Origin of the sequence: Bifidobacterium favimelis (assembly GCF_037963085.1) — a bacterium.
In the GTDB taxonomy this organism is placed as follows: domain Bacteria; phylum Actinomycetota; class Actinomycetes; order Actinomycetales; family Bifidobacteriaceae; genus Bombiscardovia; species Bombiscardovia favimelis.
Window position 1 is genome coordinate 1,383,336 of record NZ_JBANDZ010000001.1, and the last position, 21,825, is coordinate 1,405,160.

Genomic DNA, 21,825 nt, shown 5'->3' on the forward strand with positions numbered 1-21,825 from the left:
ACCCACCGGCCGGAGCCCGATTCAGCCGGGTCCCCGGCACCTGTGAGAAAATAAGCCAAGCGAGCGAAACGGAGAGGATGAAAGATGAGCGAGAAAGCCAAGGAAACCGGATCCGAGAAGAAGACGGATCAGACGGCAGGCGGAGATGACGGACAGACTCCGCAGGAGACGGTTCTGGCTTCGACCCTGAGCGAGAAGGAGAGGGAGACCATCGCCAAGCTCCCCTACGAGCAGGCCCGGGACCAGCTGATCGAAGCCGTGCATGCCCTGGAGGCCGGCGGCCTCGACCTGGATGCCTCCATGCGCCAGTGGGAGATCGGCGAGGCGCTGGCCAAACGTGCCCAGGAGCTGCTCGGACAGGTCAGAGCCAAGCTGGATGCAGCCCGCGAAGAGCAGGCCAGCGCCGGTGCGAGTGCCGGCACCCAGTCAAACCTGGACTGAGCGACAAGGTGGAAAACGGGGGGTAGGCAAGAGCTTCCTGCGAATGGAGCCAGGCCCATGCCATCCCGGCCGAAATGCTGGGCCAGCCCCTGCCGGTCCGATGCCTGCGGGCCTCCCGTCCTTGAAGGCAGCCATGTGCCGCATCTCATTTGATTTCCGAAACAGGGCAGGATGCCGGGCGGTTATCTCATCCTCTCCCCCGGCTTCTTCGTCAATCCACCACCAGGGTGCCCAGCAGGGCGGCGTGATCCGAACCGTCGATCTTCAGTGTCTTCAACTGACCGGCCTGGATTCCTTTGTCCACGACGATGTGGTCTAGGGCCACCAGGCGGGGCACCCCCGTCCGGTCTGCCGGCCAGGTGGGTGTCATTCCATGCCCCGCCTGACGGGCGGCATCCTGAAAACGTTCCCCCAGCAGGTCCCGGAAGGGGGCGTGGTCCCAGGTGGCGTTGAAGTCGCCCAGAAGGACGTATCTCGTGTCCTGGTGGCCCTTCAGGTTTCCCACCTCCCCCAGGCTCCTCTTCCACATGCTCCAGTAGCCTTTGGTCGGCGACGTGGTGTGGACGGAGACGAAGCGCACCCTGGTCCTGCCTCCCGAGAAGGGGATATACCCTGCCGGCATCTGGGAGGCCACCGAATTCACGTCATCCTTGGCGGGCGACTCCATCGGGGCTGCGGTCCACAGACCGTTCCCGTACTTCTTGTCGGCCGAAGCGGTCTGCTCATAAGGCAGGTACTTTAGGATGCCGGCCTGGTGGAGCCTGTCCAGGAAGGGGGCCGTGGTCTCCTGGAGGGCCAGGACCTCCACCCGGTTGTCCCTGACCGCCTTGACGATGGCATCGGCATCCGCCCGGCCCTTGTAGACGTTCATCGTCATCACCCTGGCCGTGTCGTCGGCCCTGTCCGGGGACTCGGCCATGACGGCCTTCAAGGCCCTGTCCGGAAGGTCGCCCTCACCGGAGTAGAAAGGGTACTGCCAGGAGATGTTGACGGCCAGGCAGATGATCATGAGCAGGGCCGTGAACCACTTGGAGGACAGCAGGGCAAGGACCAGGGCCAGGAGGCCGACCAGGATGAACCAGGGGGTGCCCGCCACCAGCACCGACAAATAGGGTATGGAGGAGAAATCGACTGGGACCAGGCAGGCCAGGAGGTCAAGGACGACCAGAAGGGCCAGGACCCTGGCCAGGAGGCCGAATACCGTCCGCACCAGGAAAGATTGCCTGAACCGTGCCATACCGACCTCTCCGATCTGTGTCCCGTCTGGCTTCACATTGTATCTGCAGCAAGGACTCTGCCGGCCTCTTTCGGCCGGGCACCCTCTTATCCCCACAATGTCCCCACTGTCCGGGCCGTCTGAAACGTCCGGTCCTCTGAACCGCCCAGACCATCTCAGGCGGACATCCTCTCCCGGCTGCCCTCTCCCGCGTCCAGGCCCCCTGTCACCGGATTGCGCACCGCCCGGGCCAATCCACCTCTTCCACCCGATGGATCTTCCGATAACACGCCGTCCGCAGCCGGCTGGAACCGGCGGGAACAATGGGAGACAACGCCTCAAACCGTTTCTTGATTCCAGTTGTGGTATAGTTTCATCTGTTGCCCCGGTAGCTCAGGGGATAGAGCACTTCTCTCCTAAAGAAGGTGTCGTGCGTTCGAATCGCATCCGGGGCACTCTGACGATTCAGGCATAAGGAAATACCAGGCTTTGCCGTCCCCCATCCTGTCACCGTCACCCGAGTCTGCGACTTCCGGTTCTTCAAAGTCCAATCATTCATACGGCAGAAGGCACTCATTCTTGGCCTGGGCCTAGGCAAGTTCGTCAACGTCCGCGGGCGTGCGGGCCCTCCGGGTCGTCACCGTCCGGCGCCCTCCTCGGCGCGAGGCCGGCCCGGAGCCATGGTAGCCTCGAATTCTTCCGCGCTGATGGGCCCGGCAGAGGCCGGCCGACTCCTGTGCTTGCCAGACGGTCTGATCTCGCCCAGTTCTGCCATTTTGTCCAGTCTCTTGAACCGTTCACGGTCCCGCTTCCCCAGCTCCATGGGGGTCGGATCCACCTTCAGATCCTTCGTGGGTCATGGGCGATTATTGCATAGAAGATGACAGCCTCACCGTTGGATGCCCAGCCCCTCGGAGAAGCATACCTTTCAGATCCTGAGCGCCGGTCGGCTTAGCCCTTCATGATTGCCTGTTCCTTGGCAGCGATTCGCCAACTCACCCGATTCTCCCTCCTTCGCACCCGTCGTGGGTTCCTGACTGTAATTGGCCTTGGCCAGACTCATCACTTCCTCGATGCTGATCTGTCCTTCAACCCACCTCTACATGGTCTGCCACATCCAAGGAGTGACGGAACCGTCATTCAGTTCGACGGAGTGAATGGCCTCCTCCACTCAGTTCCGGCGCCTCGGCATGTCGTCATTGATTTTCCCTTATCCCCGATTTCCAGCCCCTTGCAGCCTGGCATCACCATCTGCATCACAACCTCGCACCCTCAGAGCTTCTCCATATCCTTGAAATCCCCTAATGCTGTACTTATCTACCGTGTCAGATGGATACTGCGCCTGCGCATCTATGCCATATTCCAACTTCTCCTTTTCATCGATGCCCTGTTGACGCGTTGATGGTATCTCCCATAGGAATGGACTGATGCTATCAGGCGGCCGACCGCTGTCCATAGGTACAATCACGTCTTGCGGCCAAGGATGAGACTGATGATCAGAAAACTTGCTGGGCGGTAATTCGGAAATTCCTGCCGCGGCAACAATCGTGTTCTGCTATTGGGCATGGAGGAATACCCATCCCTTTTGGGATTGCTTAAGCAGCCCAAAGGGCACAAGCCATGTGCAAATATAGATAATCACGAAACCAGACAACACGTGCCGAACAATGTGCTTATCCCACTTTGTTCGTGCGTCCACTACTCTTCAACCACGGGACATTTCTGCCTGTCATCAATCCAAGAGCCATCAGATCATCGATACGCCCTTTTGGAGACCGCCTTGTTAACACTAAAGCACCATAGAGTGGATACGCACTCTGCTGAGAGCACCACACACATAACAAAGAAGCCTACATCTCTACTTATCCGCACCAGGCCCCTGTTGCATCGGGGTGGCGATCACCTCGGAACTCGTGAATAGCGTCAACCGATACCCTTCCCAAGGTTGGATGGACTCCCCGCCATGAACCCGTACTGACCCATGATGCACACAGGCGGAACACATGGCAGTCCAGCATCACACCCGAACCTCCCACCTGAATCAATTGGCGGCAAAGTCACCACACCTGCCCACCGGTCCCCCATCAGTCTTGAATCGAGTTGAAAAAATCCTGCAGATCCCGCGTCGTTTCTTCCGGCAACCGGGTATAAGGAACACCGTCGACAGCCCCCTGAATCCCATACAGCATGTGCAGGCAGGCCCCGGGATCGACTTCGGACCGTATGTTCATAAAGACCTCTTTCGCGCCGGTCGCACGCAATTGCTCAGGCGTGGTGATTCCAATCGCGTTGAGATTTCTTTCCAGAACCTTCCCGACATTGGGCAGCTTTGACAGTTCACTCATACCGGTTCCTCCCGATTCGTGCAGGTTACACATAACTTACGAAAATCGATTTTGCCCTGATGCCTCCCCTTTGCCATCATACAGACTCATGAGAGCCGGCCTCAGGAAACGTCAGAGCGGCCTCGAAAGCACCACTGTATAGGTATCGCAAGGACAGAGGGGCACCAATGGCGTCCGTGACCGCCTTGACGATGGATGCCGACCGAGACGGTCACCCCGGTCCAATGCACGGCCGGTCTGAACACAGTGGTGGCCGAAGGCAGCGAGATCATGAAGAACGGCGGGCAACTGACCGGACTGACCTATCAGGTCCCAGCCGATCGGCGTCAAGGCAGTAGGAGTCTCACAATCTTCGATCTGAGTATCGATCTGCCCCTACCTGATGGCAGGGTCAGCGACCAGACCTTTCTCAATACCGTCGAGAAGAGCGAGGCATACCGGGCCTGGAAGGCCGATCCGGCACAAAGAGGCCCAAGGCCACCCTGTCATTGATCCACCCCATCGGCACCATCAAAGTTCCCCCATCCGCCATCCTCGCCCAGGATGGAGCCAAGGCCTGCATATCCCCCGATGGGGCCAGCGCCATTCTGGTCACCATCGTCGGGTCCTCCTTGGAAGCCACCCTGATACAAGAGCAGGAGGACGGGACCAGGATCAACCAGGTCAGCTTGGGTCAGGCCTTGAACGGAATCGTCTGTCCGTCCACGCAAGCCAAGAAAGGAAGCCGGGACCATGAGTAGGACTTCCATTGATCTTGGACCCAGGCGAGAGGATCCAAATGGGTACCCGCCGGCTGGAGCCTCCATGCCGGGCAGGCAACGGGAAACGAATACCCCCCGGCCCGGTCCGACAGGTAAGGGCCATAGGCTTGGGTCATCGCTTCCATCAGGGCCCCTGGCTCTTTCATGATCTGCACTTCCACCTGGACCCCGGCGAAATCGTAGGGGTATGCGGACCTTCGGAATCCGGCAAATCAACATTACTCTCCCTGATAGCCGGTTTTGACACTCCAGCCTCCGGCACGGTCGAACGGCCGGTTATCAGCCGGATACGCTGGGTTTTCCAGAACCCCCACGGCATGCCGCGACGCACCGCGCTTGACCACGTGACCCAACCCCTTCTGGGGCAGGGATGGAATCGCCAGGAAGCGGAAGGCTGGGCGCGGGGATCATGGAGGACTTCCATCTGAGCCACCTCTGCGCCCGTGAATTCAGGGAACTCTCCGGTGGTGAGTCGCAGCGACTCATGCTGGCCCGGGGCCCCGGCAAGTGACCCGGACCTCCTTCTGGTGGATGAACCCACGGCCCAATTGGACCAGTCCACCGCCGCTGACGTGGATCGCACCCTGGGAGGGTTGGCACAAGTCGATTGCATAGTAGTAATCGCGACCCATGACCCCAGGACCAGGGCGGCCTGTACCCGCATCATCAACCTGGCCCCCATGACCTGGAACGCAGTAGATCACCCCACCCCGGAAGAGGGAATACAATCATGAAACCTGCCGGTATCCTCTCCGAAGCCTGGCGTGACATCTCCAGTGGCGCGAACCGCACCATGCTCTGGCTGGTTGCCCTTCTCACCACAGCCGTGTGCACGCTTGGACTGGATATGGGCATGATCATATCCTTGGAGCAAGAGGCAATAACCTGGACGACATCCGAGGCTGCAATCAACCTCGTCCAATCCCAGGGACGAATCAGTCCCACCGGCTGCATATCGCTGAGCCGGACCACAGGCACCCCGCGGGAGGCAGGGCACCCGAACAGAGCCACATACAATCGCGGGAAACCATCCAATCAGCTCCTCGGGAGCACTCAAAGCAGGACCCGCCATCACCTTGCGATCCATGCCCTCAGTCCCCATGGACAGCTTCGAAGCAGCCCCCAGCCTGGCCCGGGTCCTGCGTCTACCGCCTGCCACCGAAGCCAGGACTGGTGTCTGGATCTCCAGCCAGTTGTCCCAGACCCTGCACTCAAGACCAGGCGACATTCTGGAAACGGATCAGGGCCCCATGCCCATAGCGGCCGTATTCTCCTGGCGGGCAGGACAGCCGCGACCAGCGCCTCGCCTACGCCATTCTGAACCCCTCGGCCACCAGTCTTGGCCCCTTCGATGAGTGCAGGGCAACCATCACCACCGACAACCCCAAGGCAGCCGACCTGCTTACCGCCACGGCAATCTGCGCTCCGGGCACCATGACCCCCCTCCCAGTTCAACGAGCCAACAGTTCCTTGGGCAGGAACTTCAACGGCTGGGAAGAGTATCGAACGCGGGCCAGCAGATATCCACCTTGGCCCTGCCTCTCGTTGCGCTCATACTGGGATTCATCTCGATACGCACCCGTTGGGTCGAAATCGCCGACGGCCTTCACTGCGGCATTCGCAAGAGCAGCATCTGGATCATCCTTGCCTGGGAAACGCTGGCATGGAGCCTTCCTGCCGTCTTGTCATGTTCGGCCGGAGCATTCCTGATTGCAAGGGCCGCAAGAGGTCAGAGTCAAGCCCGGCAACTGCTCATCGTCGAGATTCCCATACTGTTGTCCGCCCTCATTTTGCCGCAGATTGGTCTGGTCTTGGGGCTGCTCCCCCTCAAGGCGAATCAGCTGTTCACCTACTTCAGGGCACGCAGATAAGCGCATCTCGTTTGTCGGGGTCCAGCCAGATGGCCAAGGGACCCTATTCAGCCTGCCGCTTGTATGAGGTCCACTTCAGGGCCTTACCGGGGGTCGGTTCCCGGAGCCGCCCTGAGCGCCCTGGCACCGAACCTGCTCCGCCTGGGACTGGACCGGGCCATCATAGGCCTGGGCATCGGCATGACCTCGACCATCGTTCCCATCTATCTGGCCGATATGACCGGGGTCAAGGAGTGGGGACGCCTGGTCTCGATCAATTCGGTCATGATTGTGGTCTGGCAGCTGCTGGCGGTATCCGTCAATGCCGTACTCAACCAACTGGGTGCCGGATGGAGGGCCATGCTCTGGGTCGTCATGGTCCCGGCCGTCCTCCTTGTCCTGGTGGCCCTGGTCATCCACGACTCCCCTGCCTACCTTGTCCGGCACGGGCTTGATACCGAGGCCGTCAGTCTCCTGGCCGCCACCCGTGACGAGTCCGAGGCGCGGGACACCTATGATTCCCCGGTCAGGGACAGTCAGCACCACCAGGAGTCCGACGACAAAACCACCAAAACGACCTTCTCGGCCCCCTGGTTGCGCAGGGCCCTGGTCGTCGGCATCGGCCTGGCCATGATCAACCAGCTGACCGGCCTGAACATCGTCAACTACTACGCCCCGACCATCTTCATATCAACCCTGGGGTTCGACCCCTCCCTCTCCATCCTGACCACGGTCCCGGTCATCCTGGTCTCGGCCCTGGCTGCGGTCATCGGCGGGCTGGGCCTGATCGACCGATTCAACAGACGGACCATCCTGGCCGTGGGATTGGGCGGCACCATTGTCTTTCTGATCGGCATCGGTGCCTCCTACCTCTTCATTGGGTCCTCAAACGAATCCAAGACGGCCGCCTGGGTCATGATCACCTTGATGATGGTATACATCGTCTTCGTCCAAGGTCTGGTGGCTCCGGTCACCTGGCTTCTCCTGGCCGAGATATTCCCGGCAGGCGCCAAAAGCCGGGGTATGGGTTACTCCAACGTGGCCATGAACCTGAGCAATTTCGCCCTCTCCCTCTTCTTCCCGATCATGCTGAGCCGCCTGGGCGGAGCCGGAACCTACCTCCTCTTCGCGGCCATCAACGTGGGCAGCCTGGTCTTCACCCTGGCCTTGGTGCCGGAAACCCGGGGCAAGAACCAGATGTAAATCGAGCAGGAAGCCAGGGCCTGGGGCTGAGCCCACCCTCCCCCGCAACAGCCAAACACCTGGCTTGTCGATACCCCTACTTTTATTTGTTAGATATCTAACGAATGAAAGTGAGCGACATGCATACGGATTACGGCAAGAGCATCAAGCGAGCCGCCAACCTGATGGCACGATCGATGGACTCCTACGCAGCGAGATTCGGACTGACCGGCCGTCAGCTCTCCATCATCGACTTCCTGTCCACAGAAGGCAGCCACAGCCAGCACGACATCGAGGAGGAATTCGATATCAGGCGATCAACCGCCACCGCCGCCTTGCAACGCATGGAGGAGGGTGGGCTGGTCACCATCCGAAGGGCGGACCATGATGCCCGGCAGAAGGTGATCACCATGACCGCCAAGGCGCGAGAGCTCGGCAAGGCCGCCTCGGATTACATCCAGGCCCAGGACCAGGCCATGGAGGATCGATTCTCCCCCAAGGAACTGGATACCTTCGACCGCGTCCTGTCTTACTTCATCGAGCTCAATTCAGGATCCGACGAATCCCAGGAAGTCGAGGATGGACATGACTGAGAACAAGGCGGCAGGCACCAGGAGCAGCCGGATGGAGACAACCTCCCGGCCAAGGTCATAGGAGCCGTACTCGCCACAGGCATCATGTCCTTCTGCGGGGTAATCGTGGAAACGGCCATGAACATCACCTTCCCGACATTGATGAAGGAATTCAGCGTGGGCACCGACGGCGTGCAGTGGATGACCACCCTCTACCTCCTGGTCGTGGCCTCGATCACCCCACTTTCCGCCGAACTGAAACGCCGCTTCACCAACAGGACACTCTTCCTCTGGGCCAATCTCCTCTTCCTGTCAGGCGTACTGATTGACGGTTTGGCAGGTCACTTCTGGCTCCTGCTTCTGGGCAGGGCGGTTCAAGGGCTAGGAACCAGCATCGCCCTGCCACTCATGTTCAACATCATCCTGGACGAAGTCCCCGCCCGGCGCATCGGCACCATGATGGGTGTCGGCACCCTGATCACCGCCATCGGCCCGGCTGTAGGCCCCACCTTCGGCGGACTGGTCTCCACCACCATCGGTTGGCGGTTCATTTTCGTCTTCCTGGTGCCGGTTCTCCTGACCTCGCTGATTCTCGGTCTGGCTTGTATTCGCGCAACACCCCCCTCCAGCCAGGATGCAGGGCTTAATCCTCTGGACGTCCTCCTGATCATCCTTGCCTTCAGTGGGCTTATATTCGCAATCAGCAACGCTTCTGCAGGGGCCTTGCCCTGGAGGTTCACCGGTTCGCTGCTGGTCGGATTTGCCGCTTTGGCCTGGTTTATCCGCCGGGCAACCCATCAGAACCAGCCGGTCATCGATGTGCGCCTGTTCAAGGGCAAGTCGTTCAGCCTCCACGTCTGCGCCTACATACTCTATGAAGTGTGCGCCTTGGCCCTGTCCTTCGTTCTGCCGAACTACATCCAGCTGGTCAACGGCCGAAACGCGCTCCAGGCGGGACTGATCGTCCTGCCGGGGGCCGCCATAGGAGCCATCCTGGCTCCCGTGTCCGGACGAATCTACGACCAACTCGGCGCTCGACTCCCCATTCTCTCAGGCAGCCTCATCTCCCTGATCGGCCTGGTGGGATTCGCCCTCTCCGGCAGGCGACTCCCCGACGGTCTCATCATCATTTTCTACATCTGCTTCATGCTCGGCATCGGACTGAGTTTCGGCAACATCATGACCAACGGGCTCAGGCAACTGACTCAAGGAGAGCAGGCCGACGGCAATGCCATATTCAACACCGTCCAGCAGTTCGCGGCCGCCCTTGGATCCAGCACTGCCGCCACCTTGGTCGCAGCAGGTCAGGTGGCAGAAACCAGTCGGAGGCTGGGCACCATCGACGGATCCTGTCACACCTTCATACTCCTGGTCGTCCTGGGGATTGCGGAATCGGCCCTGGCCTTCATGCTGACCGCCCGGCGGCGGTCGGCATCTCAATAAGGAGGAAGTCCCAGTTGCCGATCCGACCGGCCTCCTTGCCAGCGGTGACGATCAGACCGTGGTACTCCATCAGGTCATCCAGGGAAAAGTCGTCCAGGTCGATGAACTCATCCTGATGCCGCAGGGCCTGGCTGTAGTCCTTCATGGACCGATAGCCCAGGGTCCTCATCAGACGCAGAGCGTAGGCATCCCAGATGAAGCACTTCTGCCCAAAGGCATAGAGACGAATCACATCCGCTGTTTCATCTCCGATTCCGGGCAGGGCCAGGATGTCCTCACTGAGACGGGGGTCCTGGTTGGGCACTATGTCGGGGTCGTCATACCCCTGGTCCATCAGCCAGGTGGCCAGACCCTTCAAAGCCCGGCTTTTGGCCTTCATGAATCCGCTGGGACATATCAGCTCGGCCAACTCCTCCTCATCCATCAGGGAAAGGGTCCTCTGGCTGGGCAGATTCGATGCCTTGAGCCTGCGGAGGGACACGTCAACGTTACGCCAGGCCGTGTGCTGGACCAGGATGGAGCCGACCATCATTTCGAAGTGTGAATCCGCCGGCCACCAGTCCTGCCTCCCGTACCTCTTGGACAGGAGGGCCAGGAGACGGGCGGCATCGGGACGGTACTCTTGCACGAAAGGAACCTTAGCCATACTCCACCTTCCGAGGGTTTTCACGGTCTTGACAACAAGAAGTCCATCCTTTAATTAGTTGTCGTTTGGCGGTGCTTCTGATGGTGGTTTTGGATATGCCGATGTGCCTGATATTTGTTTGTGTTATCGTCAGGATACTGATTGGTCTGCTGTGGCTGATGATGGTTGCCTGTGGTGCATGTTCTGGTCTGGTCTGATGGGTTTGGTCTTCTGGGTGTTCTCCTGCCGGTTGTATAAATGAAAATCCCTCCCGTCGGGGAGGGACCGTGTTCGTCCTATGGCCTGGTGGGGTAGCGACATGCCCTATTGTTGTGCGGGCATGATTCGTTCATCCCAGATATGCTTCAAATATTCCCAGGTAGCGATGGTGAAGAACACCTCGAGAGCCATGGGAAACTCAGCATAGCGCTCAAGGAGCGGCGCGAATATCACTGCGACCACAAAGACCACGGTGATCACCTCGAAGATTAATGTCCGTTTGAACCAGCGTAGGCATTCGACACCGGCACTTTTCCAGAGATCATGGATATAAAGCAGTAGGTTAACAGAGGTTATAACTGCGGTCAGCAGAATCAGGGCACCAGCCATCAGTGAATCAGCACCAGCAAGACCAGCTTTTCCATCGAAATATGTACATGACGCCGCAACAGATAACACGATAGTCAACATCAAGAACCAGGCATAAATCCAGAGGAAATAATCATTGCTTGCCTTACCTCGCAGGACGAAGAGCATAATGCACTCGATTGCCCCCAATAATACAGACACGACATTAAGAACTCCGGTAAACCAACTCGGATGGCTTTGGTATGCGGAAATCAACGTGCAGCAAAGGATGATTACTAGGTCAACAAAAGCGAACAACGTAGTAGCTAGAAATACAACTCGGCCGACTTTCACACACGTTGAAGCATTTTTTACCCAATCCACCAGGTATGTCCCAAAGTGCTTACCATCCTCTCCTTTCTGGGGATCTGAATCCCGAGTTCGCACAAGAACGGCAAATGGAATCATTACCACCACAAGGACACAGAGGACCACTATCGCCCAGAACATTACTCTTTCAATTACCATTCCCTCTCCTTTCTCACTATGAAGAACTAGCAGGACATCCTACCCGTCCATGCGCTAAAAGAGAATCATATCCCGTGCGGGGTCCTGCCGTTCCCACTAATGAATCTCAACAAGCTCATGCCCATTCTTGAAATGCATGGTTCTGCCGGTATAAGGACCCTGAAAGTTACCTGACTGGAGACCGTGCATCCTTTGCTTGTTTGCACGTTGGTGATGTCCTGTTGCAGGATCAGGTCCTGGTGGTTGCGTATCCGCAAACCCGTCCTGCTTGCACCAGTTCTGAACGAATGTCCCATGCACATTGTCCTAGCATTGGTGATCGGCACGTCCAAGAGTTCAAGCAGGAGTCGGACATGTGCCCGATTCGCAGGGCGGCTGCCCCATCCAGGAGTACTCCGGTTCCTACGGGATGTCCTGCTCAGGTTCCGCCGATGGTGCAGCTATTCTATCGAGCATGCCCCCACCCACCCGACCTCTTCCCTGCTCTATGGCCGCTTAAAGGATGCTTATAACTGGTCGGCTATAGTCCCTCCCCAGTCGAGCATCCATCCGGCCTCTTCGGCGAATTGAGCAGGGTCCTCCACAAGGTAACGGACGAACAAACAGGCGCGACTCCGGAAGATAGCGAATGCTCGCATCTCGTCTTATCTGGTAGGTCCCGTTACATTGGCAAGCGTATTCAGGGGCGTGGCTAGCCCCTGAAGACGTGCGGCAGCCCGATGATTGACCTAATCCAGGTCGCTGGTGCGGACCGGGAGCCCCGCATGAAGCAGACCTTCGATCCCGAGAACGGTATACAACTATTTTGACACTTATCTAGCTTCTTGTAGATGATGTGGGACATTCACCCAATCCGACAACCGAGGCGTATGTCTCATGGGCGGAGGGTATTGCGGCCGATCAGTCCCACGGGTACAGCCAGGCCCATCGCAACTAGGAGCATGATTACGACTGTTCGAGCCTGGATTGGTTTGCGATCAAGCATGCTGGGTTCCCGGTCGGTGATGGTTGGCCGTTCACGACGTTCAACATGGGGCCGATATTGCAAAGCATGGGGTTCACTCATTTCTCCTGGAGCGGGAACATGTCCGACGCGGCCAAGTCGCTGCAGCGGGGTGACATCGTTGTGAACCCTGCGGCCCATACGGAGATCTATCGTGGCGGTGGCAGTTTCGTGGGTGCCAGGCATGCGTTCCCGAGCGGCATCGAGGATGGCCGGCGAGCGACCAGGGGTCCAGGGCCAATGAGGAGATCGGTGTGGGTCCCACCTCCACCGGGATGACGGAGGCCTACCGGTACACTGGGTCGATGAATACCACGGTGCCGGCCGGGTCGACAGGTCAGGGCAAGGGCGGCAGGATGATGTGGCAGTGTGCGTCCTCATCGACGACTCTGGCGACTGCGGTGTCGACCGACGGCACGCATGCGAGCCCCGAGCAGGCGAAGCAGATCGCCAGGTCGATGCTTCCGACCAAGGGTTGGGGTGATGACCAGTACGAGTGCCTGGTGTGGGTGTGGGACCATGAGTCGGGGTAGCGGTGGAATTCGGAGAACCCTTCGTCCGGTGCTTATGGGATACCGCAGGCGCTGCCGGCGAACAAGCTGGCGTCGGCTGGTGCGGACTGGCATGAGAACGCGACCACTCAGATTACCTGGGGGCTTGGTTACATCCAGGGCCGGTACAACAACCCTTGTGGCGCCAAACGCTTCTGGCTTTCCCACAACTGGTACTGAAGTTACAAATATGAGGAGGGGGGGGGCTATGCCCCCCCATTGTTCCTTCAACCCCCATATGCGACATAAAGGACGCTGACATAGCAAAACATCAAGTTAACCATTCAGTATCTCTTCAAAGAGTTTGTCTCTAAACTCGGTACTTTTATAAAGCTGATCGTTTTTCATTGTGGAAGAATCGAAATTCTTTGACACCTTCACGAATTTCATTAACAGCTGTTTAAGAACATTGTCTGATGGTTTATCTTTTAATGCTGAAACCGGTAACTGCTTATAGCCATCGATACTCTTTACATTCGAGCTTTGCAACGTATAGCATGAATTCAAATAGAATCGGGCGTTTGTCGAATCAGATGATATATTCAGTGCTTCAGGTGTTTTCAAGAAAGTATCCACTTTATCCTGCACTTGCAGGGCTTTTAAGTACAAAGTGATATCTACATTCGCAGGGAAAACCAAATCCCAGCCTTTACCCCCACTTTTATTAAGGAAAGTCGTAGGACGAGCTCTTGCCTGATCCGGTTCAAGAAGTCTGTAAGCCATCACTGCTTGACTTAGCTCAGTTAAATTCCTTATCCTACGTTGAGGCTTGTGACTATTCTTATATTGGTATTTACGACGCTCGTAGTACCAATCGTAACCGGCCAAATAGTTTTCTATTCGAATTTGTAACTCATCATTTGCATGAAGCTGCAGCTTTTTAATAGAGTTCTGGTTGTTTGTGCCTGTTATGATATCTTGTCTTATCCCCTCGTCTTTGCTGGTTATTACTCGCACTAATAAATATTCTTGGAGTCGTTTTGCGGTTATCGTCTTTTCAGCAAACGCATCATAGAGGGTATAAGAGGTTTGCAACCCATTAACTATCAGAGGATTTTCTATAACCCACTCTGTATTGGTATTGTCATAAGTTTCATCCGCCAAAATAGTGATTCCGTTATTTAACCACCAAAAATGTGTATCGCTGTCCCTTGTCAGCGTTTTCTGAATTGCTTTATTAACATCAACCGCATGACCTGCATAACCCCTCACATTCTCTTCGAACATATCATCATCGATTCCGTTACCGCCCTTTTTTTGAATGAAATTCAAATAGTTCTCGAGCGTAACCAAAGCGACAAAGTTTTTTGGGTTCTTCCCATTCTCATTTTCCTTTAGATCATTTTCGATTATGGCTTGGTCGTATATATGTAACTTAACCTTGTGATTAGCAGATTGTGATCCGGCTCGGACAATTTGTATGCAATCCCAATAGTCCACTTCGACCACAGAATCTGTTGGCAGTAACTTCTTAACTGCATTTTTTAATATGTCTCCTCTTGAGAGAGCTAGTTCCGAAAGCTTGCCACGTGATCCAAATGAGACATAAATACAATGAACTCGCATTAAAGGCATAACGCTATCTAAGGCATGCCGTGTCTCATTCAAATTGATTGCGAACCTTTTTATACCATCGCTCAATCCGCTCTTTTCCAGCTTATGCAGATTAGGGCTCTGCGAGAGATCACTGAGCAATAACTTCAACGCAGAACCCATTTTCGGCCAAACGTCGGCTCTCCAAGAAAAGCTGTTCTTTGATTGAATAAAGTATAAATCAAGAGGCGTCCGCTTAGACAGAAAATGAGTATCTATTTCGTCGAGGGAACCATTGGGCAGTAATTGACCATTGAGCAATGCAAACAGAGAATCAATGCCCCCATCCTCATTACCTCCGACGATTCCGTCTTCAACAGCAGTATATGGTAATGAAAATCCCTTAAGCACCAAATGAGCAGAAAACGACTCAAAAGCTTGGTCCTCTTCTTGCCCTGTGCAATCCTGATTATCCTCTTTAAGCACTGCTTTAAAGTAATTATATGCAACTTCTTCGTCAGGTAACCGCTTGACTTTTCCCATTTTCATGTCCTTTGTGAAATCACCGTCAGAAAGGAATCACACTATTCCAAACTGATAGACGTACATATCTTAACAAAGCAGACCGAAGCAACTTAAAACAACACAGCGTATAACGGAACCTGCATTCATAGTTATATTTGTTTCAAACTACTTGATCTATATGTTATGTAGAATGTGCCGTATCATCCCATCTACAAAGTCATTGTCCTGAATCTCTGTTGCGATAAGTAATACCGATAAAGCAGAAAGAAGTTATTAGGCGAAACCTCTATTCTCAGATTTGGCTACAGCCCAATCCATTTTTTTGAGAAGAGGAAGTGCGTGTTGAAGAATCTCACAGCTTTCGAATCTGCTGACGGAAATTAGACCCACATAGAGAAGGGCACGCGTTGATAATTATCTGCGATCAACATAAACTGCCATATTTAGATAATCCTCGTCTGGTAGTAGATGCTGCGTCCCAAACTCACGCGACAGTAGCACTTCCGAGCACATAGCCTGCAGCACCTTCTGTGCCCGACCCCGGCAAGTACCAGCTACGCACACAACCTACTCGGTCAAATCCCATGCATATTGGCAAGCGTCTTCAGGGGGTGCGCCTACCTCTGAAGACGTGCGGCAGCATATGGTTGGCTTGATTCAGATCGCCGGGGTGCGGGGTAGACACCCGCTTCACGTTCCGTGCTGCAGGACCTCGCATCCATGGTGTGCTCCTGGGCCCTTTCGGTCCCAGCGCTGCGATTTCGCATTCGGCAGTTCAAACGAGAGAAAGAGAACAGGTTGTATCATGTTGTATTGCGACGATGCCACCACGGAAAGGGATGCTCAGGATGGATGGAGAAGCCAAATACTACCTTCTGGAAGATTGCGTACGCAACGTCTTCGGTCGCGTCATGTGGTCCCATAAGATCCAGGAGAAGCAGGCCGAAATCCAGGCCCATTATTCACTGGCGATGACCGTGACCAACGTCACGCTCGCCGCGGCGACATCGGTCGGTCTTTTCTCAATCATGTTCGTGGACCGGTTCTGGCTGAAGCTGGCCTCTACACTGGCATCCTTCGTATCGACAGCCATCATCTCGCTGTCCAAGGAGCTGGACCTGCCCGACCGTATCAAAACACACAGGAAGGCCGCCGTCGAGTATCTGGCGGTGAAGGACCAGCTCCAAAACCTACTTATGAAGATCCATTCCCGGACAGTTCCCCTCGAGCGGCTCGAAGAGGAGTTTTCCCGGCTTAACGAGTCCGTCAACTACATTAACACCCAGGCACCGCAGACCACGGACAGAGCGGTCCGTCGAGCCAGCCGTGCCTTGAAGGTGAAGAACGACGACAACATCACGAATAAAGAAATAGACAACGGCTTGCCACCATTACTAAGGAAAGGAAACCCGGATGAGCTCAACGGTCACGAAAAGCAACCACAGCATCGACAAGAACACTAGGAAAGTAATCTCCGACCGATACAAGGTTGTCACGAAGGCGGTGAACACCGAGTTCTACGACAGCAGCAGCGATACGATGCACAGCCTCTACGTCGGCTCCTACGGCAGGGGGACAGCCATCGACACCAGCGACCTGGACATCATGGTGATACTGCCGGAGAACAAGTACGAACGGTATGACAAATACGGGAACAACGGGCAGTCGCGCCTGCTGCAATCAGTCAAAGACGCCGTCAAATCGCCGTACCCGCGTAGCGACATCAGGGCGGACGGGCAGGTGGTCAAGATCAACTTCAGCGATGGTATGCGATTCGAGATCTTGCCCGCCTTCGAGCAAGCAGCACTCGGCCGAACAACCTACATCTATCCGGACTCGAACATGGGTGGCAACTGGCTGTCGACCAACCCGAAGGTCGAGCAGGACGCAATGAGAAAGAAGGACGCCGATTCCAACCACCTGTTGGTGGACACTTGCAGACATATGCGCTACGTGCATAACACTTACTTCAGTAGCTATCCACTGCATGGCATAGTGATCGACACCTTCATCTACGATGCCATAGGAAGCTGGCACTGGCCGGAATCAGACAACCATGGCAAACCTATGGGATCATATGAGAAGGCCCTGCTCGACTATTGGGAAAACACATCGGCCGTCTTCCTAACACCTCTTCACGCACCGGGCAGCAACGACCTGGTCGAGATTAAATCCAGCAATGGGTGCCTGGGCAAGGTCCTCCACAAAATGGCGGACGAATAAACAGGCATTACTCCAAGATAAAAAGAAATACCTGCCTCGCACTTTCGGGTCTGAACCCGTTTATGGAAAAATGTCTTGGGTCACGATGGTTTGCCCCTGAAGACGTACGGTAGCGTATAATCTACGTGATTCAGGTCGCCAGGGTGCGGGGCAGGCGGCCCCACGTTTCGATCGTTTCTTCCTTCTGTCTTGTTCGGATCTGTTCGAGTTCCAGTATTCTCCGGTCCAGTCTGTCCCGCCGCTCCTTGAGTTGTTCTATCTGGCTGGTCAAGGATGTTGCCGAAACGGGCAGATAGGCGTATGAGAGGTTCTCAACCACTTGGGATCCGGTGTTTGGGTACGATGCGCTGGTAATGCCTGACGGCGATCTTCTCGGACGTGTGGCCGAGCTCGTCCATGGCCTCCCGCAGGCTGCCGCCTTCGATTATGAGCATGGTCGCATGCGTGGCGCGCAGCGAGTGGAAGGTGATGTCCGGCCTTCCCGCTTTGACCCGGGCATTTCGGAACTGCTGGCCGAGCGTGGTTGGCGACATGACTTCGCCGGGTGACGTGACGGCCGGGAAGAGCATGGCCTCCGGTTCGTCGACGCAGTATCGGTCGATGTGGTCGCGGATGGTCTGGATGAGCTCTGCGGGGATGGGGACGGTCCGCATGCTGGAGAGTGTCTTCGTCGGGCCGAGTCTGCAGGGGCCAACGTCGTCCGGCCCCTGCAGACTGAATGTCTTACATGCAGGAGCCTGTGGTTTAGGTCAATGTCCCGGATCTGCAGGGCGCACACCTCCCCTATCCTCAATCCGCCCACCAGGAGCCCCAGCCAGATGCTCAGCCTGGTGCGTGTCGGCATGGCCCTGGCAAGCCTGCCGGCATGTTCCGGGGTAATCGGCTCCTGCTCCCGTCGCTTGGATGGCGCGGGCTCCCTGATCGGAAGGACAAACGGGTTGCTGTCCAACAGTGGAGGACCGTAGGTAGGGTTCGAGGCCTCCTGCAGGACCGACGCCCTGTAGAACGCCCAGGGACCCTCGGGATGGTCGGCCTCATACCAGGCGCGCACGTCGGCGGTCGTGATTCCCGCGACCGGCCTGTCTTTGAAGTACGGCAGGAAGTGGGATATGTCCGCTTTCAGGTTCCTCTTCGTTGAGCCCAGCAGGTCGGAATTACCATTTCTTTTCCGATGGTGCAACCACTCCTGCAGGTAATCCTCGAACAGTACCTGCCCGCCCTCCGTTGGCCTGGAGTTTCTTTCTGATGGGTGCTGCCAGGCTCGTATTCCCTTCTTGTGCAGTATGACCAGGTAATGCTCTTGTTCCAGCCAGGCATGCGCTTCCGTACAGTATTCCGGCCCGAACTGCCGACTGACCCTCTTCGTGCTGTCAAGCGGGTTTTGATATCTGGCCAGCCAGGCTGTCACCTATCCATTCATGCTTTTCTTTGGGAAAACACTTCCCCACGCACTGCGAGTCCGGGTCATCTCTCACCTTTCATGCTCATCACTGCTACGGGATAAGACCATGAAAGAGAGAACCGCTAGATCGCAGAAGAGCCATTGCTTTTGGGTGTACCTAAAAGTGTACCTACTGGGAAAACCCGGAGAAATCAAGCATTCCGTGGTTCCTCTCCTCCGGATAAATCCCTATCAAAGGTAATCAACTGGCATGAACGGAAGAAGCGACAGATATCAGTTATGAACCGATTTTCTAATAAAAAGGCCGTATCGCAGCATACGGCCTGTAAAGGAGAAGAATTTAAAACTGACTTGCAAAAAAGTGACGTTCGAATCGCATCCGGGGCACCCTGACGACACCGGCATAACAGGATATCCTGATTCCACGTCCGCACACCGATTCCGCATGCACCTCAGCACTCCATCATTCCTCACGGCGTCCGTCTCAGAAGCGCCTATGGCGGTCCCCGCAGCGGCATCACGGACATCAACCGCATCGTGGAAACCAGGCATGGACCATCATGTCCGCGTGACCGTCACCGTGCAGTCTGCGGTCCCCGGCGCAGACACCCGAAGGACGGCCGCTATGCCCGTCGCGACCCCGAGCAAACCGACCCCTCCAGCATGCTCACCGAGCACAGACCCACTGTCTGGAAGGCAATTACAAAATGAATCTATGACGTTTTTTGAGGGTCAGTTTATGCCGCTTATAGGAACGCTTCCAGCGGCGACCGTTCACATCTGTGAAACTTATGGACTTGACCAACCACTTCTCGCTGTTCAGAATGGGCCTGACCTTAGCCATGTAGGACTCCACCGATTCTGGATAGGTCCACCCGCTCACATATTTGGTCAAGTTTGCACTATCGCTGATCTCCAGACATATATACTCTCCGGGCGGCAGGAGGGCCTGCACCAGCAAGGGCTTTTTCTCAATCCTGTGGGTCCGCGTACCATTCTGCATTACATAACCAAAGGAATGCACATGCAAGTCCGTGATCGGGGCATTTGAGGAATTCCTTATGGCTATTCCTGTGCAATACTGTTTCGGGTCCTCCACTGGGATATCATAATTCAACTTCTCCTTAGCGCCCTTGCGTAGTCTCACGTGGAGGTTGTCGTGGGAATCGTCGTCATTGAAATCGACTCTCACCCACCAGGCATCAATCAGTACGGCCTGTGCTTCGCGCTTCTCGGCCTTGCCTTTGAGGAACTGATAAAACGAGATAAGAAGGCCCATGACGGCTATGGCCGCCGTCGCCACACTCGTGATCGTATCAATTAGGCTTGCGTTCAAGGATTCTCGCCTTCCCCACAACCGTTTCTTCTGATATTCAATTGTAAACCTCAGTCCAATCGAAGCTCAAAACAATCTGCGAATTTGCACTCTTGGACCCGTCGCCGATGTCCCGTCCTCCCAGAATGACCATGGCGACGGCTTGATCTGTAACCAGGGCAGATATGCATAGCCCCTTTAAAGTCAATCGCCTCCGAGATGGCCATTATAGGAATAATCATGCAGTACTCAACGTATGACCGTCCCGGACCAACCACCCAACCCGTCAGAGCTGCCAGATATACCGTTCTTCGACCTTCTTCACTGTTCCCAACTCGGCCTCTCTCGACATGTAGACGTCAAGTCTCATAAAAGATGTGGAAGAGGTCTTGCAGCAAGCCCCATCCACCAGTCCTCCCCCACCGGTTCATATGCAGTGAGCAAATGCTCACGCACTCAATCTTGTCAATCCCTTTTATTCCTTTTATGTCCTATCCCGAAACTGTGATGGCAACCTGACCGGACCATAAGGACGTCTGACGCGAACACAGTGGTCCACGACACAAGGGTCACCGCGGATCGGAGTCCCGGTCCCGCTGCCTGGTCCAGTGGATGAGCAAATCCTATTCCAAAAATCCCTCTAGCCATGGCGCATATCGGCATGTTATGCTCAACTTGCATTTCCCTCCATGACGTGCATGCTCACATGGTCCCCTTGGGGAGGGGCAGAGTCTCACACATTGGTGGGCATACCCGCAAAGAAGGGAATCACAGTCCATGTCTCGATCCATTTATACCTGCCGTCCGTTGATGGCCATCCTCCTGCTGGCCGGCCTGGGCCTGGCAGGCACCGCCCCCGCCGCTGCGGACGCTTCCACGTCACCGGCACCCGCCGTGGCGACAAGGCCCGCCGACCCGCAGTGGGCCATCAGCCCCGGCCGCGGACCCAGCGCCGGCGGCACCACCGTCACCCTCACCCAGCCCGAAGCAGGCCGTTTCACACAGGTGAGTGCGAAATCCTCCCACTCATCGGCCATCACCTCGGATGGGAACCTCTACACCTGGGGGAAAAACAACAGAGGTCAGCTCGGGCGCGACACCGGCGGCTCAGACCGGGATGAGAACCCCGCCATAGTGGCCAAACCAGCCGGCGTCGACACCTGGACCCAGACCGGAGCGGGAGCCGAGCATTCCATCGCAATCGGCTCGGACGGAAACCTCTACACCTGGGGAGACAACAACCACAGCCAGCTGGGACGTGACACCGGCAGCGCCACCAAGGACGCAAACCCCGGCATGGTGGCCAAACCAGCCGGCGTCGACACCTGGACCCAGGCCATCACGGGTAATCGGCATTCGATGGCCATCGGCTCGGACGGGAACCTGTACACCTGGGGAGACAACTACTATGGCCAGCTGGGACGTGGCACCGATTGGGAGGATGAGAACCCCGGCATGGTGGCCAAACCGGCCGGCGTCGACACCTGGACCCAGATCGGCATTGGTTCCTATCATTCGATGGCCATCGGCTCGGACGGGAACCTGTACACCTGGGGAGACAACTACTACAGGCAGCTGGGACGTGGCACGACTATAAGCACCGACCGGCCCGGCAAGGTGAACAAGCCAGCCGGCGTCGACACCTGGACCCAGGCCGGCACTGGAAACTACCATTCCCTTGCCATCGGCTCGGACGGCAACCTCTACACCTGGGGAGACAACAGTCAAGACCAGTTGGGACGT

The 21,825-nt window shown here is 56.3% G+C and carries 20 protein-coding genes, 1 tRNA gene and 1 pseudogene; 14 read left to right on the forward strand and 8 right to left on the reverse strand.

Translation table 11 applies throughout. The annotated features are described in order from the left end of the window. Positions 1–84: 84 nt before the first annotated feature. Positions 85–441 (forward strand): exodeoxyribonuclease VII small subunit, encoded by a 357-nt coding sequence (locus tag V6584_RS05590; RefSeq protein WP_340469492.1) that lies wholly within the window; start codon positions 85–87, stop codon positions 439–441. 211 nt (positions 442–652) lie between these two features. Here the strand turns inward: V6584_RS05590 and V6584_RS05595 are convergent, their stop codons facing one another. Continuing rightward, the gene (locus V6584_RS05595) at positions 653–1,678 is read right to left on the reverse strand and encodes an endonuclease/exonuclease/phosphatase family protein (RefSeq protein ID WP_340469494.1); all 1,026 of its coding nucleotides are present in this window, start codon (positions 1,676–1,678) and stop codon (positions 653–655) included. A gap of 361 nt (positions 1,679–2,039) precedes the next feature. Here V6584_RS05595 and V6584_RS05600 point away from each other — a divergent pair. After that, positions 2,040–2,112: transfer RNA gene (locus V6584_RS05600), tRNA-Arg, on the forward strand. A gap of 1,629 nt (positions 2,113–3,741) precedes the next feature. Here the strand turns inward: V6584_RS05600 and V6584_RS05605 are convergent. Beyond that, positions 3,742–4,002, reverse strand: a complete 261-nt coding sequence (locus tag V6584_RS05605; RefSeq protein ID WP_340469495.1) for a TfoX/Sxy family protein — start codon at positions 4,000–4,002, stop codon at positions 3,742–3,744. 488 nt (positions 4,003–4,490) lie between these two features. Here V6584_RS05605 and V6584_RS05610 point away from each other — a divergent pair, with 488 nt between their 5' ends. From V6584_RS05610 to V6584_RS05640, 7 genes are all read left to right on the forward strand, one after another. Beyond that, the gene (locus V6584_RS05610; RefSeq protein ID WP_340469497.1) at positions 4,491–4,742 is read left to right on the forward strand and encodes a hypothetical protein; all 252 of its coding nucleotides are present in this window, start codon (positions 4,491–4,493) and stop codon (positions 4,740–4,742) included. Between the two features lie 38 nt (positions 4,743–4,780). Next, on the forward strand, positions 4,781–5,191 hold the full coding sequence (locus V6584_RS05615) for an ATP-binding cassette domain-containing protein (protein ID WP_340469499.1): 411 nt from the start codon (positions 4,781–4,783) through the stop codon (positions 5,189–5,191). 39 nt (positions 5,192–5,230) lie between these two features. Beyond that, positions 5,231–5,497 (forward strand): P-loop NTPase family protein, encoded by a 267-nt coding sequence (locus V6584_RS05620; RefSeq protein WP_340469500.1) that lies wholly within the window; start codon positions 5,231–5,233, stop codon positions 5,495–5,497. Positions 5,498–6,292: 795 nt separating this feature from the next. Then, positions 6,293–6,634, forward strand: coding sequence for a hypothetical protein (locus tag V6584_RS05625; protein ID WP_340486247.1), 342 nt, complete (start codon positions 6,293–6,295; stop codon positions 6,632–6,634). Positions 6,635–6,697: 63 nt separating this feature from the next. Next, positions 6,698–7,816 carry an MFS transporter gene (locus tag V6584_RS05630; protein ID WP_340469502.1) on the forward strand — a complete coding sequence of 373 codons (1,119 nt, stop codon included), beginning with the start codon at positions 6,698–6,700 and terminating at the stop codon, positions 7,814–7,816. 104 nt (positions 7,817–7,920) lie between these two features. After that, entirely contained in the window at positions 7,921–8,388 is a 468-nt protein-coding gene (locus V6584_RS05635) for a MarR family winged helix-turn-helix transcriptional regulator (protein ID WP_340469504.1), read from the forward strand. Between the two features lie 84 nt (positions 8,389–8,472). Then, the gene (locus tag V6584_RS05640) at positions 8,473–9,810 is read left to right on the forward strand and encodes an MFS transporter (RefSeq protein WP_340469505.1); all 1,338 of its coding nucleotides are present in this window, start codon (positions 8,473–8,475) and stop codon (positions 9,808–9,810) included. Here the strand turns inward: V6584_RS05640 and V6584_RS05645 are convergent. Then, positions 9,773–10,456 carry an endonuclease III domain-containing protein gene (locus V6584_RS05645; RefSeq protein ID WP_340469506.1) on the reverse strand — a complete coding sequence of 228 codons (684 nt, stop codon included), beginning with the start codon at positions 10,454–10,456 and terminating at the stop codon, positions 9,773–9,775. The genes V6584_RS05640 and V6584_RS05645 overlap by 38 nt on opposite strands. Before the next feature lie 303 nt (positions 10,457–10,759). After that, positions 10,760–11,530 (reverse strand): hypothetical protein, encoded by a 771-nt coding sequence (locus tag V6584_RS05650; RefSeq protein WP_340469507.1) that lies wholly within the window; start codon positions 11,528–11,530, stop codon positions 10,760–10,762. A 1,308-nt stretch (positions 11,531–12,838) separates the two neighbouring features. On the opposite strand from V6584_RS05650, the gene V6584_RS07960 reads away from it, so the two are divergent. Continuing rightward, a complete protein-coding gene (locus tag V6584_RS07960; protein WP_422678588.1) occupies positions 12,839–13,066 on the forward strand; it encodes a hypothetical protein in 228 nt (75 codons plus the stop codon). Positions 13,067–13,081: 15 nt separating this feature from the next. Next, positions 13,082–13,264, forward strand: a pseudogene (locus V6584_RS07980) (aggregation-promoting factor C-terminal-like domain-containing protein); the annotation flags it as partial. Between the two features lie 96 nt (positions 13,265–13,360). Here the strand turns inward: V6584_RS07980 and V6584_RS05660 are convergent. After that, positions 13,361–15,160: an AIPR family protein gene (locus V6584_RS05660; RefSeq protein ID WP_340469509.1), complete on the reverse strand. Its 1,800-nt coding sequence runs from the start codon at positions 15,158–15,160 to the stop codon at positions 13,361–13,363. 830 nt (positions 15,161–15,990) lie between these two features. Between V6584_RS05660 and V6584_RS05665 the strand changes: the two genes are divergently transcribed. Then, positions 15,991–16,605 carry an SLATT domain-containing protein gene (locus V6584_RS05665; protein ID WP_340469510.1) on the forward strand — a complete coding sequence of 205 codons (615 nt, stop codon included), beginning with the start codon at positions 15,991–15,993 and terminating at the stop codon, positions 16,603–16,605. Next, complete coding sequence (locus tag V6584_RS05670) at positions 16,556–17,365, forward strand: SMODS domain-containing nucleotidyltransferase (RefSeq protein ID WP_340469511.1); 810 nt, start codon at positions 16,556–16,558, stop codon at positions 17,363–17,365. The genes V6584_RS05665 and V6584_RS05670 overlap by 50 nt, the downstream gene beginning before the upstream one ends. Positions 17,366–17,495: 130 nt before the next feature. Here V6584_RS05670 and V6584_RS05675 read toward each other — a convergent pair whose 3' ends face one another. The 3 genes from V6584_RS05675 to V6584_RS05690 form a co-directional block, all read right to left on the reverse strand. Beyond that, positions 17,496–17,684 carry a hypothetical protein gene (locus V6584_RS05675; protein ID WP_340469512.1) on the reverse strand — a complete coding sequence of 63 codons (189 nt, stop codon included), beginning with the start codon at positions 17,682–17,684 and terminating at the stop codon, positions 17,496–17,498. Beyond that, positions 17,677–18,018 carry a tyrosine-type recombinase/integrase gene (locus tag V6584_RS05680; protein WP_340469513.1) on the reverse strand — a complete coding sequence of 114 codons (342 nt, stop codon included), beginning with the start codon at positions 18,016–18,018 and terminating at the stop codon, positions 17,677–17,679. Before V6584_RS05680 ends, V6584_RS05675 begins: the two co-directional genes overlap by 8 nt. Before the next feature lie 1,449 nt (positions 18,019–19,467). After that, positions 19,468–20,070, reverse strand: a complete 603-nt coding sequence (locus tag V6584_RS05690) for a hypothetical protein (RefSeq protein WP_340486250.1) — start codon at positions 20,068–20,070, stop codon at positions 19,468–19,470. Between the two features lie 789 nt (positions 20,071–20,859). Here V6584_RS05690 and V6584_RS05695 point away from each other — a divergent pair. Continuing rightward, a partial coding sequence (locus V6584_RS05695) for an RCC1 domain-containing protein (RefSeq protein WP_422678589.1) occupies positions 20,860–21,825 on the forward strand: 966 nt, incomplete at its 3' end.

Bases quoted from the DNA above. Each gene is read 5' to 3' on its own strand.
- V6584_RS05635 (WP_340469504.1), top strand. From the start codon at position 7,921: ATGAAAGTGAGCGACATGCATACGGATTACGGCAAGAGCATCAAGCGA.
- V6584_RS05660 (WP_340469509.1), bottom strand. From the start codon at position 15,160: ATGGGAAAAGTCAAGCGGTTACCTGACGAAGAAGTTGCATATAATTAC.
- V6584_RS05645 (WP_340469506.1), bottom strand. From the start codon at position 10,456: ATGGCTAAGGTTCCTTTCGTGCAAGAGTACCGTCCCGATGCCGCCCGT.
- V6584_RS05590 (WP_340469492.1), top strand. From the start codon at position 85: ATGAGCGAGAAAGCCAAGGAAACCGGATCCGAGAAGAAGACGGATCAG.
- V6584_RS05615 (WP_340469499.1), top strand. From the start codon at position 4,781: ATGGGTACCCGCCGGCTGGAGCCTCCATGCCGGGCAGGCAACGGGAAA.
- V6584_RS05680 (WP_340469513.1), bottom strand. From the start codon at position 18,018: ATGCGGACCGTCCCCATCCCCGCAGAGCTCATCCAGACCATCCGCGAC.
- V6584_RS05595 (WP_340469494.1), bottom strand. From the start codon at position 1,678: ATGGCACGGTTCAGGCAATCTTTCCTGGTGCGGACGGTATTCGGCCTC.
- V6584_RS05665 (WP_340469510.1), top strand. From the start codon at position 15,991: ATGGATGGAGAAGCCAAATACTACCTTCTGGAAGATTGCGTACGCAAC.
- V6584_RS05650 (WP_340469507.1), bottom strand. From the start codon at position 11,530: ATGGTAATTGAAAGAGTAATGTTCTGGGCGATAGTGGTCCTCTGTGTC.
- V6584_RS05640 (WP_340469505.1), top strand. From the start codon at position 8,473: ATGTCCTTCTGCGGGGTAATCGTGGAAACGGCCATGAACATCACCTTC.
- V6584_RS05605 (WP_340469495.1), bottom strand. From the start codon at position 4,002: ATGAGTGAACTGTCAAAGCTGCCCAATGTCGGGAAGGTTCTGGAAAGA.
- V6584_RS07960 (WP_422678588.1), top strand. From the start codon at position 12,839: ATGAATACCACGGTGCCGGCCGGGTCGACAGGTCAGGGCAAGGGCGGC.
- V6584_RS05670 (WP_340469511.1), top strand. From the start codon at position 16,556: ATGAGCTCAACGGTCACGAAAAGCAACCACAGCATCGACAAGAACACT.
- V6584_RS05630 (WP_340469502.1), top strand. From the start codon at position 6,698: ATGAGGTCCACTTCAGGGCCTTACCGGGGGTCGGTTCCCGGAGCCGCC.